Below are 17,264 nucleotides of genomic sequence, written 5' to 3'. Positions count from 1 at the left end.
ATGATACAGATCAACGTAGTATCGCGGCGTTTGACCATAAACCCGATAATTAACACAATAAACACAACATAAATCCAATGCAGCGCCGACAAATCCACACCTAAAGCACCCATGTTCTCCCTCATTTCTTTTACGCTTAGAATATGAGGCAAATGTCTAATGGGTGTGTGCTTAGGTGTTTATTCAATACATTTTTTACTTGGTGGATGATTGTATAAACATTTTAGCAGATAAGGATTCTCGTTTTAATAGGAAATATTTAAGTAAAGGTAAAACTCTGAAACGCAAGAAATTGGAGATTAATAATCCGAATCAGTCTTTAACACAAGTGGGGAGTCTTCTTTGGTAGAACTCACATTTCGTTATTAGTATTTGGTATCGATATCGGATTTCTTGCACTGTTCATTCAGAGTATCCCGCTTTGTTTACATAGTAGCATTTCTTATTGTAACTATATTTTTTGTTTAAGTGTTTCGTATGTTGGTGTATAGTTGTTCATAATTATTAGAAAAGTCGGTGCGACGCTAATAATAGTGAATTTAATATAAGAAAGGATTGTTGAAAATGGTAACAGTTTTAGAAAAATTTCTTTTAGAGAAGGACATCTCTTATCAATTCATTGCAACAAAAATTCATTATACTCGCCCTTATATTACCCAAGTAGTAAAAGGACAGAGAAAGCTTAACTCAGAACTTATCTCGAAACTCAAAACCGTAGATGACGATTTATCGAATTTATTAGAAGTATTAGGCGACCGAGTTCAATATGAACTATCCCCGCAGCTGTTATTAATGGTGTTGTTACATTGCGGGAAAATAAATTTCGATTCATTAGTTGGATTGTTTCCAAACGAACAATTAGATGAAGCAATCAATGGTTTAGAAGAAACAAGGAAATATTATACTGGGAAAAAAGATGTGGAATCTCGCATACAAGCTGATTTATTGGATGTAAAAATAAAGAAATTAGAAGAATATAAGCATATCTCAAAGTTAAAAGTAAAGCAAGTTGAACAAGAAAATAGGTTGGCTACGAATTCTGAATTGTTAAAGAAAAAATCAACAATCGCTGCAGAAATTATCGATCTGTATTTTGATGGAGAAGAAGACTATATGGTCGATATTGGACCAGCCCAAAGATTCAAGGAGAATCTGATTGAAGAAATAGGGATTGATCTCGAAGAAATATTGATTGAGCATCTTCAAAATGAGGGATTCAGTGCGGATGAGGTTGATCTTGTAGATGGAGAAGTGATAGAAATTATTGTTGATGAAATCCAAAAGCTAATTAAAACGACTGAATATCATGAACTTGACGAAGAAGCTTTTTTACATTTTAGAAGTGAGTATTTAAATCTGAATAAATTATTTTAAAAATACTCAGCTATATGTAGTCAAGGATGTTGCCGAGTTATCGGAGTATCTTAACATGGTCTATATGATATTTAGGGAGGTTGTGAATCATCAATCATGTCTGATTATTTACATGAAATAGTAGAGTTCGAGAGGCACTTACTAAAATTTTTACAAGCTCATCAAGAAGAACTGCAATCATTATATAAGCAAAGTAGTGATGTATGGATTGGAAAGGAAGCTGTGTATCGTCTATATGATCAGAGTTTTAAAGTGTACAACATTCAAAAATGGTCACAAGATGTTCCCGAACTTTTAGAACAAGTATCAAAAGAACCATTTCATCCTATATTGAGAGAAATGATTAGAAATGGGACAAATCAGACTTTTGAAACAGCATACAATTCAATGTGGTATACAAAAGCAAAGCCAATTGTAGACTTATTTTTACATTTGCGATTTTATGTCGAGGTTGCTTTAGATGAAATTCAAAAGACAGATAAAAAGCGATTCGGTTCGCCTTCTTGGTATTTACTGTTGTATTTGTGGAATATGCAGTATCGTGAGACAACATAACTATTTATTAGTTTTTTCGACAGGTGAAAAATATATGGTAATTAGGAAGGAGGGGAAATATGAACTTTTTTGTCGTAAGTGATATACATGGGATGTACAAGCAGTTTGAAGAAATTTTATCTTATTGGGATAAGAAAAGTATCTTGGTTATCTTAGGAGATTTAATTGATCGTGGAAAACAATCTTATGAGGTTGTTAGAAAGGTCATGGATCTGCAAAAACAGTATGGCAATCAAGTCATTAATCTCAAAGGTAATCATGAGGACCTGTTCTTGAAGTTTATAGAAAATCCAACGTTAGAATACGGTATTTACTTTAGGAATGGTGGGTTGGCAACGTTAAAATCTTTCATTAATGATTTCGAGGTAAAAGAACTCAGTAAACACATGGATACATTGAAAATAGAGTATGCACAAGAAATTGAGTTTATCAAAAGTGGTCTTTCTTATTATCAGGTTGGCAATCTTTTACTTACACATGCAGGCTTTGAATCAAATTTGTACAACTGGCAAGATACTTCGCCTGGAGAATATATATGGATTCGTGACCATTATCAGTACCAAAATAAAACAAATCTCATTAATATTTTTGGACATACACCGACCTACCTCATTCATGGAGTTGATGATATATGGGTCAGTCCTTGTCATACATACATTGGTATTGATGGGGCATGTGCTTACGGTGGTCAACTCAATGCATTATTGATTAGTGTGGAAGGTGAAATACTACAGCAATTTGTAGTGGATAACGGTGGTGCTGAGAGAAAAGAGAAATTAAAACTGCTGCTAGAGTTAAATGCCAAACCAACTTTTATAAGTATACTACAAAATATTCAGCAAAAATATAACCGAACTGATCAAGAAATGGGTAAATATTTTGGATTTCATGAACGTCAATGGAGGTATCTTCTGGAAGGAAAAATAGTTCCAAGAAAAGAGTTCTATAGTATTATTTATAACACTTTTTCAGAGATTTTAACTGAAGAAGAGAGATCTTTATTAATGCACGAACTAAATGATTCTGGTAAAGAATGGTCAGTTGAGGATATAGAGAAATTGCTATTTGGAGATGAAAAGTAATCATCTATTTTTGCTTCGAAATTAATAACACTATAAGAAGATTGGTGGTGCTTTCAATGAAATTTGTTTATTTTAACGACACTGGAAGAGAAGTAAAAATTCATCCTGCTACAAGAGTACATGGGACTGAGTGTGATATGTCAATCATTGAACACTTAGAATCAAGAGTATTTGTTTTGCCTGAAGGTACTTATCCGTGGGTGAAAATGTGGGATTTTGGACCGGAACGTGGTCTGAGCATTCTAGTTTCTCCGCAGAAAGATTGAATAATAGTAGGATATTTCAATTTATCGTTGAAGATTTATAGATTTTAAAATCTGAATATTCAATTATTTGTTGGAGGAGGTGTATATCAATTTTTGTTAAATCTAAAAGTGAAAAAGAAAGAGTGATCAATATTGAGTAAAGAGAAAAATAAAAAAATAGCACAAGACACTTTAAATAAAATCAAGGTAATGCAAAAACAAAGAAACAGTGATTATTATTCTTCAGAGAAACTTGAAGCAATAAAGGAAGAACCCATAATGTTCAATCAAGCGTTTCAAACGAAGATAGAAGTTCGAAAAGAGGATGTTGTTCAAACGGTTATGAAAGAAGAACATCCAATAGTATTGAATTTTGCTAGTGCAAAAAACCCAGGTGGTGGTTTTTTAAATGGAGCCAGCGCTCAAGAAGAGTCAATTTGTCGCGCTTCAGATTTATATTTATTTATAAAAGAGATAGATGAGTTTTATAAAAATCCGAAACATTTAAAAAATGCTCTATATGATAGTGACATCATATTTAGTAAAAACGTATCACTCATTAAGGATTCTAATGGGGAAGATCTACAGGAGAAGGAATTTGATGTCATTACCAGCTGTGCGGTGAATGTGACAGCACTTAAACGAAACAATGAAAAAGAATTGCTGAAACAAACAACTGCTGAAATGAAAAAAAGAATTGAAAACATCTTAGAAGTTGCAGTTCGGGAGCAAGCAGAAACGTTAATACTAGGTGCTTTTGGATGCGGTGTCTTTGGAAACAATCCTTATGAAATCAAGCAGCTGTTCATGCAAACCGTCAAGAATAAACGCTATAACGGGAAATTTAAAAAAATAATCTTTTCAATATATAAGGACGATCGGCTGTTTAATATTTTTAAATAAGACTGAAGCGAGGATAACGTTAAGAAAGGGATTTAATATGATTGGAAATCGTAACCCCGAATATAAAGAAAAAACGAATCCGTCACTCAATTTCGGAGAAGGTCTATTAACGAAAGATTTGATTGCAATAGATATCTTCGTAAACGGTGAACGTATTCGTGTAAAAAAGAAACAAAAGTTTGTAGTTCAATTTTCGAATGATTATTGGTGGATAGATGGGAATTCTGAATTTTCGCTGAATGATGACTCAGTGGTTGCCGAATTATTCAGTGTTAATGATATCGATATTAACAACGGAGAGGCTTACGTGACATTTAGTTATCATAACGGTCCACTGCTTACAATTGGAGAATCTGAAATTTTTAAGCTGATTAACGTGAGAAAAAAAGCGAGACGAGAAGATGAGGATATTAAAGAATTGATTGAGGGACTACTTGAACATAGAAATCTTGATGATTCTAAAGCACCTATAACAATGGAGTGAGTTTTATAATGAAATTAATCGTAAATAAAGTTCGGTGTAAAAAATGCAACGACATTATCGAATCAAAACATCGACATGATTTTCAGTCATGCAAATGTGGAGCCATCTTTATTGACGGGGGAACAAACTATCAGCGTTTTGGTTGGGGAGAAGATAAATCAAGAGAAAAGGTAGAAATTGAAGATTATATTGATTTTAGCTATTCAATTTATGAAGAAACTGACGGTTGAAACAGTAAGGTATCTCGCTGAACATTTATTCTAACTACTTACGAGAATACTTATTTTGAGTAATTGGATAATGAAAGCTTTTAATATCAGAAACAATAAATCCTCTTCTTTGAGCAGCCTTTAAAGTTTGAAACACGGTTAAACGAGCATTTTTGTACATACTTAAAATGGTATTTATAGCGAGAGGAATTTGAAAAATGTAAATGAAGGTGACTCTATGATAATACATTACTCTTCAGATATTCACGCTGATTTTTGGATTCCATTTAAAAACAATCAAATGAAGTGGGAGAAGAATACACGACTTTTTGCGGAGACAGTAAGACCAGAAAGCGCCGGAGAAGTACTAGTAGTTGCAGGTGATTTATCAAACTTAAATAGACAGAGCATGTGGTTGCTCGATGTGTGGCAACAGTACTATGAGCAAATCTTCATTGTATTAGGAAATCATGACTATTATTTAGATTCTGGGAGCCAGTCAAAGAAATATATGTTCAGCTCACCTAATCGTATAAAAGAGTTACAGGATTTTATTAGTAGCTACAAAAATATAAAACTGTTAGAAGAATTTAAACCTGTTGTATATGGCGATAAGATTTTTGCAGGTGACACTGCCTGGTACTCTATTAAAACGAATGTAGAAAGAGATTTCTTCTATGGGCTATCGAACGACTCTAGATTAATCAAGGGTTTTAACATTATGGAGGCGTACGATAAATGTCAACAAGATTATGATCAATTAGATCGAGCAGATATCATTATTACGCATGTGCCACCCATTCGGTTTAAAGGCCATGAGACATACGGGAATACGTTGGGGTATTTAACTGAGTTCCCGAGTTTAAAAGCACCAATCTGGATAGCTGGGCATTGTCATGATGTCGGCGTTTATCAGGTTGAAGGAACGAATACAACAGTTTATACGAATGCATTTGGTTATCCTGAAAGAAAATGGCAAGAGTGGCCAATGTTTCAGATAATTAAAATATGAAAATATCAACTATTCTTCGTGAGAGTCTGTAATAGTAAGTACAATTCTAATTAACAGTAAAATTTTGGTATATTCTGTTGAAATGTGTATTTATGGAAGTTAGAATGAAATTAATATGAAAAAAGAATTGATTCATCATTATTGTATTTTTTTTAAATCTTTTCGTGAAAAACAATCAGCTTGTAATATGAAAAAGCTAATTTAGGTGATACCCATTAAGAATATATCGGAGGTATTGAAATGGCTGAAGTGAAAAGAATGACGATCCACCGTGCTTTGACAGAATTAAAAAATTTAAAAGATCGTATTCATAAGGCAACTAGTGAAGTCAATGTTATCGTACCAAACCGCAAATCAAATGAAAAAATTGGTGGAGTGGAAGTCGAAGAATATAAAAAGCAGATGCAAGCTTCCTACGATAAAGTCATCGGTTTAATTAATTATCGAAATCGATTAAAAACTGCGGTTGTACAGTCGAACGCTAAAACGATCGTAACGGTTGCGGGAGAAGAAATGTCAGTAGCTCAAGCAATTGAGCGTAAAGATTCTGTTCATTATGAAGAAGGGTTGTTTCATACAATTCAAAATCAGTATCGACTTGCTGTTGCCAAAGTTGCTTCTGAGAATGATAAGCTTCCAGAAAAATTAGAAACATACCTTGTAAATATTTTAGGAGGTAAAGAGAAACAAACCAACAAAGAAGAAGTCGAAATGCATACAAAAACTTTTATGAATCGTAATGAATATGAATTAGTTGAGCCATTCAATACAGTGCAAATTGTCGAGAAATTAGAATCTTACATCAATGAATTTAAGAATGAAGTCGATGCAGTTTTAAGTGAGTCCAATGCAACAACATTTATTGAAGTTGAAGTTTAATGGGCAATTTTGACAACGCTCTTAGATGAAAAATCATTGCATGGCCTTTCGAAAATAATAAACGTAACGTTGTTCGGTGCTGCAGCTGTCCCGATCTGAATTAATAAACAGCTGCACTAATAGAATTTACCAATGGGTAAAATACAAGAAATGCTAACGAGCATATAATTTTTCCGAGATGTAAAAGTTCAAACTTTAAACATCAAAGGTCAAAGTTCACGATTTAAAGTTTTTAATTGCTCAAAGTTCAAAGATTAAATGATAAAGCTCTTTCAAATCCTAGCTCAAAGGTTAAGGTATTAACGTTACAGGACCGATTATAACCCTCTAGGCTGAATGTGTCGTGCAAAGTTAATATTCATATTCAAATACAAGCTGAGATTGAGCTTTTAATAGGCTGTTAGCTTGTATTTTTTTATTAATGGAGTAGGTGTGTCGAAAGTGTATTTAACTAATCAATCAATCAAGCCGTATCATAAAGGTATATAATTTCTAAAGCTGAAAATAAAGTAAATCGATAACTGTAAAACATAAAATAAGCATATTTGCTATATATCTTTACTATTAAATTATTTGAATAATCTAATCGTTTAATGCCACATGGTACGGGGAGTTATGATTTAAAAAGTTTTATCATGAAACATAAATCTTATTTACGATAAGTTTCTCCAGTATTAGTGAACGAATAATCAAAATTTTATTGGCTCAGCTGATGGTGATTTACAATGGTCATTCCTATATCCAAATTAATTATATGTTTTATAGAAAGGACGTGTTCAATTGAATAGATTATTTGATGGAAATCTTTGTATGGATGAAAAAACAAAGCTTTTCTACGCAATTCTTTACAGAAGATTCTGGTATGCTGCAGACGTTATAAAGAGAAATAGATTTGAATTGCGGGATTTCGAAAAATTTGAGATTAATAAAGTTAGTTTAGAAGAAATTATAAAATGGAATCTTGATTATTTTGAACAATTCGATAAACGTTCAGAATCGCCTATTAAGTTAACAGAATGGATAGGTAAGTTAATAGACGAAACGAGAGACAATAAATTTACCTATGATGAAATAGTTCGAGAAGGCAAAAGTGTTTTTGATATTTTTTTTGAGATGCAGCCCTTGTTAGGGGTGGATTACGTAAAGGGGCAGGATTTACCTTCTAAGCAAATAGAAGAGAATAAGGCTTCCCTTGTTTTAGATGAGGTAGGATCAGGAAAATCTGTAGCAGCAATGTATGCCATTGCGAATACAATAGATGATAAAAAAGAGCGATCAGCACGTATTTTAATTGTTGCACCTTCGCCTTTAAAGGAAAAATGGCAGCATGATATTATCAGACAGTTAGGAAGGTATAGTCATATAGTAAGTCGAGGGGATTTAGAGGGACAATATAAAGAGGATTTAAAATCGATTTACTTTAAGGAGAAAGAACATTGCATATTTATTATTGATAGTATTGATATAAAAAATAAGACGACTATGCATATGTGGACTAAGAATGAAGAACCTTGGGATTTAGCTATAATCGACGAATGTCATTTATGTAATAACAATTATGATAGTATCCGAGCGGACAAGGTGATGCTATTAACAGCGACTCCAATCGTTCTAGCGTCCAATAAAAAAGAGGTTAATTTAAGTACATATAAAAAGCAGATGGAAGGGATTACGGAAGAAGATTATTCTGATAAAGAAATTGACCCTATAAATATGCGAAACCCTAATGAAAAAAGTATATTTGTTAATCGTTTTAGAGAAGATTTTAAACAAACCCCTTGTAAACGAAATATATCGTTTTATTTGTGTAGACGACATGAAGATTGGTATACGTATTATAGAGAGATAGAGCAACAGAAGGGGACATTAGTGGGCTTACATTATGCACAAGATGATGATTATTTAATTTCAAAATACAATGAGCTACAACAAAAAAATATCATAAATAAACTAAATGGTAAAATGATAATGCTTAAATATATTTTAGGGCTTAATTTAACGGTGGAAGAAGAGGGGTATTTACCAAATGATTACCAGGGTATGAACAAGAATCGAAAATCGTATATCGTTTTTTGTGAGCATACAGAGGTCATTGATTATTTATATGATTCGTTAAAACAAGCAGATGGTAATTTGGTTGTAGCGAAAAAATATGCAGATAAAGAGATTTTTGATGAAGGTACATGTGAGGCAGGGACATTAATACCGCAGCTAAATCAACAAATACAAGAGGGTAAACAAACGATTTTAATTACAACAGGACAAACAGGTGGTACTGGGTTGAATTTAGGCCATTTTGATGGTGTTATCCATTACGAGTTACCATTTACTAGTATTCAACTGGAACAAAGATATGGTCGGGTTGACCGAATGGATACACGTACATCTGATGAAAAAGATATGATTTTTTTATTAAATGCATGTGAAAAAAAGGATTTTTTTAATCATAATGCGATGCTTTACTATTGTGTGAGTAAAATCGACAAAACATGTAAGTACCTTCCGATAAGAAATACTGTTCTTTTTTATCCGCAAGTAATCGAGCAAGTTGTGGAACATCTTGTCGAAGCTCTTCAAAACATAAAGAAAGAGTCCTTATTCCAAGATTCTACTAGAATGAAAGATTTGAATACAGCTATTAAAAATTGTAAAGAAACTATTTTAAAGCTATTAGAGGATCCACTATTCGAGGGATGGGAAGAGCTACTTGTAGAAAGAGAAAGCATTTCAAGTGAAGATGTGCTTAAATCTGTAGATCTACTGCAAAAACTTATTGAACAAAGACAGGGGTATTTGGCTACAGTAAAGGAATACAAAAGAATTAAACAGATTGCCCAAAATATTTCCCAAATACTTTCGAATACGTCTTTAAGTGAAGAGTTGTTTGTTCTTCAAGACGTATCCCCTGAAGAGAGGGAGTTAAAAGAAATATCGGAAGAGTCAGAGGATCCCAAAAACGGCTCAGATTCAACGGACTTATTTTCAGAAAACGAAGAAAAAGATTGGCTAGCAGATTTCACAGCATTAATAACTAATTTACAAAGTATAAATCCAAATGCTCTAAATGGTGACGGGATCTTTTATAAAAAGGGTGGACAGCTAATGAAAGATGAGGTTCAGTCTTTTAGATTGCGTAACGTGAATTCGGTCCTATCTTAATAGGAATAGTAGGAGGAACCTATGATGAATACGATTAATGATTTATTAGCTAGAGGGAATATAGAAAAAATAAAAAGTAATATTGAAATAAAAAAAGCGAATGATTATTTAACACGCTCTTCAGTGTCTCTAGCAGAAAAACCAGAGTGGCTTGATGAATTTATAAAAGGAAACGCAGCTACATTACGGGAAATTATATGTCGTTCAGCAGGTGAGAAGGGATTTTTACAAACACAGCATTATAATGAAGGGTATTTTAATGAAATCATTCAAAATGCGAATGATTTACATGTAGGCGATCAAATAGAAATTGCAATTAGTAAATCTGATGATACCATAAGCGTTAAATGTGTTTACAAAGATAGAGGTTTTAAAATCCAAGATATATACGGTTTCTGTAAAAATGGTATGAGTGGAAAAGGCGAAGAGCATACTGGAAAATTTGGCATTGGAATTAAAGCGTTATTTTCATTTGTAGATACTTTTAAAATAACAAGTAATATGATATTTGAATTTTCTAATCTAAACGATTTGGATAATTTACAGCAAACTTTTTGGATAAATAACGAGTGGGATGGAGAACATACTATACTTGAATTTACCTTTAATGTTCAGAAGGAAACCGTGTTTAATATTAAAAAGTTAGCGAGATTAGCACAGCTTTTAGAGGATGATTACGAAGAAAAATCTGAATGTTTAGTCGAATTATTTACAAGCTCTTCTTACTCCAAACTACTGTTTGACGTTCATTCGCTTTTATTTACAGATATACAGCTTGATTCACATATTAATAAAATCCGCTTTAATAATAAACTTTTATTACAATGTGAAATAATGACCTCGCAAGATATAGATAAAGCGAAAGTGAAGAAAAAAAAAGTCAGCATTATTTACAAAGATATGCCCGCACTTTATGAAAAAGTTGTTACGCTATTTTATAAAGAAAAGATGGTATTTGGGTTTGACGAAACAAATAATGAAAATAGATTATATAGCATGTTCTATTTGAAAAATATTAAGAATCACGACATTCGAAATGTAGGTTTGTATATACACACTCCTTATACAAATCCTTCTCGTTCCGATTTGGGTGAAAACGTAGAGGAAATTGAGAAAAGAATAAATAAAATAAGAGAGCAATTAGCAGATTTACTTTTAAATATCGCAGAAGGACAAAAAAGCAGCTCCTTTTATAACGAGATCGCTAGTGAATTTTTCCATAAATGTTTAGGGGAATATCAAGATGTCTCTATTTTAGAATTAGAAAAAGAACAATTCAATCAAAAAAATATTTTTTATAAATGCGTTGAGGCTAAAGAGAGTAATAAAGAATTATTGAAATTAAGAAGTACAAGTAAGCTTCAATACTATATCGTCCAAGAAACGAATAACGAATTGTATAAGCAGGAGTACCGTCCTTTCGAAAAAGAAGGTACAAAGAAGAAATTAATACAGTGCTATGAACAAGTAATTGAGAAAAATGAAGTGCTGACCTTGCAGGAATTGCTGAATAGTAATCATGTCAATCCATATGTTAGGCGGTTATATGATGCATTAGGAAACGTAAAAGAATCAGAAAATGAGTCGAATGAATGGGTTCGTCAAATGTTAAACTATTACCCTAATGTAGCGAGCCTTATAAAATATCGTATCAATCCGAATGGCGACATGGATGCCGAATCGATTGCCAATTGGCTAGATGAAGGGGTTAGAATTTACGGCAAAGAAATGGAGGATTATTTACAAAAACTATTAGGTAGATATACAATTCACCCGAGTTTTACGAAACATGGAATGATTAAACATAATCAATTGCAATTGGTTGATTATTTGTTTATGCAGCAAAACGTAACGCCTAAAAACCGTTTTGGCGAACTTCTAATAGAAAATTATGATAAACAATTTGCTGATTTAAAAAATGTGTTGCATCGCAATCTCACTACAGATGTAATATATTATTCGCCTTATGGGCCATCTTTAAGAAAATGGGAAGGGAGGTATCGTTGTGTAACGCATGTTAAAAATTCAGGGTTTATAGAACCAGAGTTTTTAGCTTGTTTAATTGATGCTTTAAATACAGATTCTTCCGCTGACAATCAACTTTGGAATCATTTTTCGTGCATAGATAATCATTTAGTATTATGTAAATCTATTTTAAGAAATTTTACCGTCGATAATAAACAATTCACACATAATGAAATACATTCAACAACTGTAATAGGAATGAATTTTTTAAAGAATTTAAAAGCGAACGAACTTACACAACTGTTTTTATACCAAGATGTTGCGGATCGTATAAATCAAGCTGTTAATAGTAAAAGTTATAGTGAGAAGTTAGTAAAAGTCGAAGCACATTTCAAAAAAATTACAATTAAACAATTGGAGCAACTTCTTACGTGGCTATTAGCAAGAACAAAACAATGCTTAAGTATTCCCCCTATCACAATTGATACTATTGAAGCAGATAATGGTAAAAACTTATGTGAGCCAGCGAAGCTAAATATTTTAGAGCCACTTTTAGGTGCTGATATTTTCCAAGGCGAGTTGGGTATAATCGGAGAAAATGGGAAGCATTTAGTAGTATATGTAAAAAAGGGTGTTATTAAGTATATGTTAGGTGCGAATTCTGAGTTTAAAGAATTAGCTTCGACATTATCTAAAACGGAAGAGGATACCGTTTATATTTTTGGTAGTGAAAATTTGGACCCTACGAAAACATTAGATTATGTACTTGGTGATATAAAAGATGCATCGGGGAATGCGATAGGAAACGATACAAAAGAAGTTATAAAGAGCATTATTTCTATTAAGACGATTGGTCAAACGATTTCATCTAAGCAATATGAAGAGTTAAATACGGTTTATTGTGAAAACAACAAACCGAGGTATAGAAGTATTTCACTAAATCTTGCTAACTATTCGGACTTTTGTAACAATCTACAAATAAAAAAGCAAATTTTATTAGCTAGAGGTAGTTATAATCATCAATGTCCGAGATGTTCAAAACCTATTGATCATCCGGAACAGGTTGGGATTTTCATTATACCACAAGAAAAGCACGATTATAAAGGACTAGCATGTTGGGGATGTATAGACATTCTAAAAGCAGGTTTAACGAAAGTAGTATACAATGAGCAAGAACAGTATTTAGATTTATATTGTAAATTCCATTTTAGCGAATATCAAAGTCAACCTAAATTTTCTAGGATTTATGTCAGTCCTATAAATAAACAATTATTTTAGAAAGCACCTATAGCTCATCGGAGATGGCGACAATTTATTATTTTAGCCGAATATGATGAATAGCGATTGATACCGCATAAAGAAGGTAAATACCAATAAATATTGGGACCCCCTCATTATAGAAGCTGGTGATGTAATGAGGGGGCTGTGGAGTGAATTAAAAAGGGAAAACGTATCTCGGACAATCCTAGGCATAGCAGGAATTGACGAGTTTACTTTGCTCAAAGGACAACTTTTCTGTAACATTCTAACTAGTAGAATCATAGAGTTTTAGTCATTTTCCTTTTAGACGAACACTATAATTTAAGTTATTAAGCAATTAAAAAGTAAAAGTATGAATGATTTCTTCACCTGTCTCCATGTTCTTCAATTTATATTGGTTGTCTTCTACTTCACGTTCCCCAAGAACAACAACAAACGGATAACCTTCTTTATTCGCCTTATCCAGCGCTTTCTTTACCTTTCTATTACCCATTTCAAGCTCTACCTTATAACCATCTTTGCGTAGTTTTGTTGCTAAATAAAGTGACTGTTTTAGGGTTCCTATTGGGATTATATAAATATCGATATCATTTTTGTTCCATTGTTTTTCTTCCATTGACAGCGCGGTATAAATAACATCAAGACCAAACGAAATCCCAACTGTAGAAAAGCTTTCAGTGGAGCCAATTAATCCACCAATCGCATTATCATAGCGCCCGCCACTACCAATACTTGATTTTATTAACTGATTCTCTAAAAAGATTTCATAGATCGTACCAGTGTAGATTTCAAGTCCACGCGCTAAAAATGGATTAAAGAGACATTTCAGCTGTATCCCTAAGTAATTTAAGTAACCATCTAATTCAATCAATTCAGCTAATCCTTCTTTTACTTGTTCATTTTCAGATGCGTACGACTCGAAATAAGTATATTGCTCATTATCTTCAGACATTAAAAATCTTTCAATGTTTTTTATTGTTTGATCGGACAATTCAAGTTCTGCTAATTCAACTAGTACTTGATTAACGCCTACTTTTTCAATTTTATCTAAAACCAATACTACTTTGTTCATTCGATCCAAAGGTGTTTCAAAGGCTTCAAGCATTCCAGCTAATAGTTTTCGATTGTTATATTGAATAACGACATCCATTTCTAACTTCTTAAAAGCATGAAGGGCCATCATCATTAACTCTGCTTCAGCAACTTGTGAAGATGCCCCTACGATATCGACATCACATTGAGTAAATTCACGGAAACGTCCGGCTTTAATCGGACCATCACGAAATACTTTTCCGATTTCATAGCGTTTAAAAGGCATACTTATTGTAGGATTCATAGCCACAACTTTCGCAAAAGGAATAGTTAAATCATAACGTAATGCTAAGTCTCGTTCACCTCGATCTGATAAGGTGTACATTTCTTGTAAAATTTCAGCACCACCAGCATACTTAGAACTCATTAGATCTGTATAATTTAAAATAGGTGTTTCAATTGGCTTACATCCATACTCAATAAAAGTATCTTCAAGTGTTCTTCTAATTTTTCTACGTACTATTTCTTCTTGTGGTAAATAATCTTGTGTACCTCTTACATTTTGATAATCCATCTTTTTCATCATCCATACCTCCGATTTTTAGGAAAATAAAAAAACCGCATCTGATAAAAGTTACCCAACTTTTTCAATACGATTTCACGAAAAATAGCCTTCCTATTAACGATGTATAGCAATCGAATAATAGCAAGACTAGTATGTATGATGATGGAATTTGGATGAATTAATGGTTTTCATAAAGGTTGTCATGTAGAACCCTCCTTAATTGGATTTTACTATAGCAGACTATTTGAATAAATGTCAATACATATTCTCCATTTATAAGCAATTAAAGAATAATAAATTTCCGCCTAACGTTATTTACAATTTATGTTATTTATGGAACAATTATAAAAACTTTATTTATTGAGGTGTTGAATTGTGTATGATGTTTTTATCTCATATAGGCGCGATACAGGAAAAGATTTAGCTAGCTCTTTTGTCCAACTCATTCAAAGTCACGGTTTTTTGCCTTATTTCGATATTGCCGATCATACTACAGGAGAGTTTCGGGATAATATAAAACATGCTATTTCTAATAGCAGACTATTTTTATTGATAATAACTGAAGGCTCCATTAAAAGATTCCAAAATCCCGAAGATATATCAAGATTAGAAGTAGAATATGCATTTGAATGTGGTTTAAAAATAATGCCCATTAGTGCTATTGGGGAAAAAGTTTTTGAAGAAATAAATATGCACAAGGATTCCCTACCAGAATCTATTAAAAACCTAACAAATCATAATGTAGAATTCTATAAACACGAATTACAAAGAAGTACATATCATGCTATTATTCAAAATTTAGAATCTGTTCGTAAAGATTATTTCTCAAAAATTAAATTTTCGTATGATAGTTTATCAAAAGAATGTAATCCTTTTGATTTTATAAAAAATGTAGAACAATATGAATTAACAATTGACGCTGAAAAATGTTTATATACAGGTTTACTAAAATTTAATAGACCCTTTGGTAAAGGAACTATTTACCATATTGAATCTGGTACATATTACGAGATTACATTTGATTTATCACACCCTTATTATGGATCTGGAAAACATTTCAAAGAGGATAAATTAATATATGAAGGGGATTTCAATTGCCTTAAATATAATGGACAAGGCGTTCTTTTTGAAAAGGATGGAAGGTATGTGGGGGGATTTCTAAACGGGAAGAAATATGGTAAAGGTACCAAATATTTTGAAGATAATAAAGTTTTTAATGGGTATTGGAATGGAAATGAGTTTCAAGGTCCATTTATTAAATTCCCAGATAATCAAACAAGATATTATGGCGAGGTTAGAGATTCACAACCAAGTGGTTACGGAGAATTAATCAAAGAAAATAAAATTTTAAATGGCTTATTTCGAAATGGAGTTTTTTTAGAGGGTGTTGCTCAATTAAAACATAAAATTATTAAAGGGGACTTTACATATAACAGAAATATGTCTGTTTTTGATGAAAATCAAAACTTAATATACGAAGGTAATTTAAAAGATTTAGAAATACATGGCGATGGTAAATATTATATTGATGGGAAATCATTAAGTAATTTTAATATTATTAATGAGTTACTAAATACTTTTAAATTTCATATATTTGATTTTGAGAATATAAACCTAGTTTTACACGCTAGCTTTATTAATAAAAACGAAATAGATATTAATCATGAGATAAAAATTACTCGAAAAGACAATGGAATTAAATTAGTTTCTGGCTATATCAAAGAAAATCGGTCATTGTTTGTGTATGTTAATGGTGAACCTATTGAAATTAATAATTCTGCCAACCATAATACAAAATCTAAATTAATAATCTCAGAAGATTTCAGAGTAATTGATTGAATTTATATTAAGTTTCAAAACTTCTACTACTAATTAATATTTTTAAAAGGAGAATGATATTATGAGTACATGTCAGTATCACAAACCGGATTTTATTTCAATGGGAATAGGTGGCTTCAGAACACACACTTGTTCACGTCCTAAGTTCAAATCAAAAGAAAGAATAACAGTAGGCAAACTTAAAGGGAAACCTATGGTAGATAAATATCATGCAAGGGATTATTGTGAAGGTAACTTTCGACAATGTCCTTATTATAAATAGTTATCAAAAATTTAAATGAGCAAAGCCGAAGCATTACCTGTTCCGCTTTCTATTATTCTTTAGTTAGCGGAGAAGGAAATAAAGTTTGATTTTGGAGAGGCAAGGCATATAATAATAGTTATAGTAAAGATGAATTAATTGGAATTGAAAAAAATGTCCTGTTAAGAAAGTTATATTTAAGTGCAATAGAAAAAATTAAGGTATATCGATTTGGACAAAAGGTTTTTTAAATCGAATAATAAATGAAAAGAGACAGCTTCGGAAATTGAAGCTGTCTCTTTTCTCGTTATGTAAATTTTTTATACTTACTCTTAATAATAAAAGGTTCTTTTATTGGCATTCGGAACGCCAAGCGCCGGAAGTCCCGCCCGAATCGCAACCGGTAACAACACCGCCCCAAGTAACGCCACAGCTGGAGAAGGCCAGAAGAACCACGAAA

At 32.3% G+C, this 17,264-nt stretch carries 13 protein-coding genes; 12 read left to right on the top strand and 1 reads right to left on the bottom strand.

Translation table 11 applies throughout. The features are described 5' to 3' along the window. The first annotated feature begins 564 nt into the window (after positions 1 to 564). The 11 genes from CRO00_RS19730 (at position 565) to CRO00_RS19680 (ending at position 13,145) form a co-directional block, all read left to right on the top strand. On the top strand, positions 565 to 1,374 hold the full coding sequence (locus CRO00_RS19730; RefSeq protein ID WP_097075393.1) for a hypothetical protein: 810 nt from the start codon (positions 565 to 567) through the stop codon (positions 1,372 to 1,374). A gap of 96 nt (positions 1,375 to 1,470) precedes the next feature. Then, the gene (locus tag CRO00_RS19725; RefSeq protein WP_097075392.1) at positions 1,471 to 1,929 is read left to right on the top strand and encodes a hypothetical protein; all 459 of its coding nucleotides are present in this window, start codon (positions 1,471 to 1,473) and stop codon (positions 1,927 to 1,929) included. A gap of 59 nt (positions 1,930 to 1,988) precedes the next feature. After that, entirely contained in the window at positions 1,989 to 3,011 is a 1,023-nt protein-coding gene (locus tag CRO00_RS19720; RefSeq protein ID WP_237658484.1) for a metallophosphoesterase family protein, read from the top strand. A gap of 56 nt (positions 3,012 to 3,067) precedes the next feature. After that, the gene (locus CRO00_RS19715; RefSeq protein WP_097075391.1) at positions 3,068 to 3,277 is read left to right on the top strand and encodes a hypothetical protein; all 210 of its coding nucleotides are present in this window, start codon (positions 3,068 to 3,070) and stop codon (positions 3,275 to 3,277) included. Between the two features lie 132 nt (positions 3,278 to 3,409). Then, the gene (locus CRO00_RS19710; protein WP_097075390.1) at positions 3,410 to 4,159 is read left to right on the top strand and encodes a TIGR02452 family protein; all 750 of its coding nucleotides are present in this window, start codon (positions 3,410 to 3,412) and stop codon (positions 4,157 to 4,159) included. Positions 4,160 to 4,196: 37 nt separating this feature from the next. Continuing rightward, the gene (locus CRO00_RS19705; RefSeq protein WP_097075389.1) at positions 4,197 to 4,643 is read left to right on the top strand and encodes a hypothetical protein; all 447 of its coding nucleotides are present in this window, start codon (positions 4,197 to 4,199) and stop codon (positions 4,641 to 4,643) included. 8 nt (positions 4,644 to 4,651) lie between these two features. Next, on the top strand, positions 4,652 to 4,873 hold the full coding sequence (locus CRO00_RS19700) for a DUF7695 domain-containing protein (RefSeq protein WP_097075388.1): 222 nt from the start codon (positions 4,652 to 4,654) through the stop codon (positions 4,871 to 4,873). 217 nt (positions 4,874 to 5,090) lie between these two features. Next, positions 5,091 to 5,864, top strand: coding sequence for a metallophosphoesterase (locus CRO00_RS19695; protein ID WP_097075387.1), 774 nt, complete (start codon positions 5,091 to 5,093; stop codon positions 5,862 to 5,864). Positions 5,865 to 6,104: 240 nt separating this feature from the next. Then, a complete protein-coding gene (locus CRO00_RS19690; protein ID WP_097075386.1) occupies positions 6,105 to 6,743 on the top strand; it encodes a hypothetical protein in 639 nt (212 codons plus the stop codon). Between the two features lie 780 nt (positions 6,744 to 7,523). Continuing rightward, positions 7,524 to 9,902, top strand: coding sequence for a DEAD/DEAH box helicase family protein (locus CRO00_RS19685; RefSeq protein ID WP_097075385.1), 2,379 nt, complete (start codon positions 7,524 to 7,526; stop codon positions 9,900 to 9,902). A 24-nt stretch (positions 9,903 to 9,926) separates the two neighbouring features. After that, positions 9,927 to 13,145 carry a hypothetical protein gene (locus CRO00_RS19680; protein ID WP_097075384.1) on the top strand — a complete coding sequence of 1,073 codons (3,219 nt, stop codon included), beginning with the start codon at positions 9,927 to 9,929 and terminating at the stop codon, positions 13,143 to 13,145. Positions 13,146 to 13,464: 319 nt separating this feature from the next. Here the strand turns inward: CRO00_RS19680 and CRO00_RS19675 are convergent, their stop codons facing one another. Next, on the bottom strand, positions 13,465 to 14,742 hold the full coding sequence (locus CRO00_RS19675) for a histidine--tRNA ligase (protein ID WP_097075383.1): 1,278 nt from the start codon (positions 14,740 to 14,742) through the stop codon (positions 13,465 to 13,467). 357 nt (positions 14,743 to 15,099) lie between these two features. Between CRO00_RS19675 and CRO00_RS19670 the strand changes: the two genes are divergently transcribed. Continuing rightward, entirely contained in the window at positions 15,100 to 16,563 is a 1,464-nt protein-coding gene (locus tag CRO00_RS19670) for a TIR domain-containing protein (protein ID WP_161946753.1), read from the top strand. Positions 16,564 to 17,264: the final 701 nt, after the last annotated feature.

The organism is Ureibacillus xyleni (genome assembly GCF_900217795.1).
GTDB classification, from domain to species: domain Bacteria; phylum Bacillota; class Bacilli; order Bacillales_A; family Planococcaceae; genus Ureibacillus; species Ureibacillus xyleni.
Note: the sequence above shows the minus strand (reverse complement) of the source record. Positions and strands in the feature narration are given on the sequence as shown.

What these genes read in the sequence shown, in the direction of transcription:
- CRO00_RS19720 (WP_237658484.1), top strand. Translation starts at nt 1,989, where the DNA reads ATGAACTTTTTTGTCGTAAGTGATATACATGGGATGTACAAGCAGTTT.
- CRO00_RS19680 (WP_097075384.1), top strand. Translation starts at nt 9,927, where the DNA reads ATGAATACGATTAATGATTTATTAGCTAGAGGGAATATAGAAAAAATA.
- CRO00_RS19715 (WP_097075391.1), top strand. Translation starts at nt 3,068, where the DNA reads ATGAAATTTGTTTATTTTAACGACACTGGAAGAGAAGTAAAAATTCAT.
- CRO00_RS19700 (WP_097075388.1), top strand. Translation starts at nt 4,652, where the DNA reads ATGAAATTAATCGTAAATAAAGTTCGGTGTAAAAAATGCAACGACATT.
- CRO00_RS19705 (WP_097075389.1), top strand. Translation starts at nt 4,197, where the DNA reads ATGATTGGAAATCGTAACCCCGAATATAAAGAAAAAACGAATCCGTCA.
- CRO00_RS19730 (WP_097075393.1), top strand. Translation starts at nt 565, where the DNA reads ATGGTAACAGTTTTAGAAAAATTTCTTTTAGAGAAGGACATCTCTTAT.
- CRO00_RS19675 (WP_097075383.1), bottom strand. Translation starts at nt 14,742, where the DNA reads ATGAAAAAGATGGATTATCAAAATGTAAGAGGTACACAAGATTATTTA.
- CRO00_RS19690 (WP_097075386.1), top strand. Translation starts at nt 6,105, where the DNA reads ATGGCTGAAGTGAAAAGAATGACGATCCACCGTGCTTTGACAGAATTA.
- CRO00_RS19695 (WP_097075387.1), top strand. Translation starts at nt 5,091, where the DNA reads ATGATAATACATTACTCTTCAGATATTCACGCTGATTTTTGGATTCCA.
- CRO00_RS19725 (WP_097075392.1), top strand. Translation starts at nt 1,471, where the DNA reads ATGTCTGATTATTTACATGAAATAGTAGAGTTCGAGAGGCACTTACTA.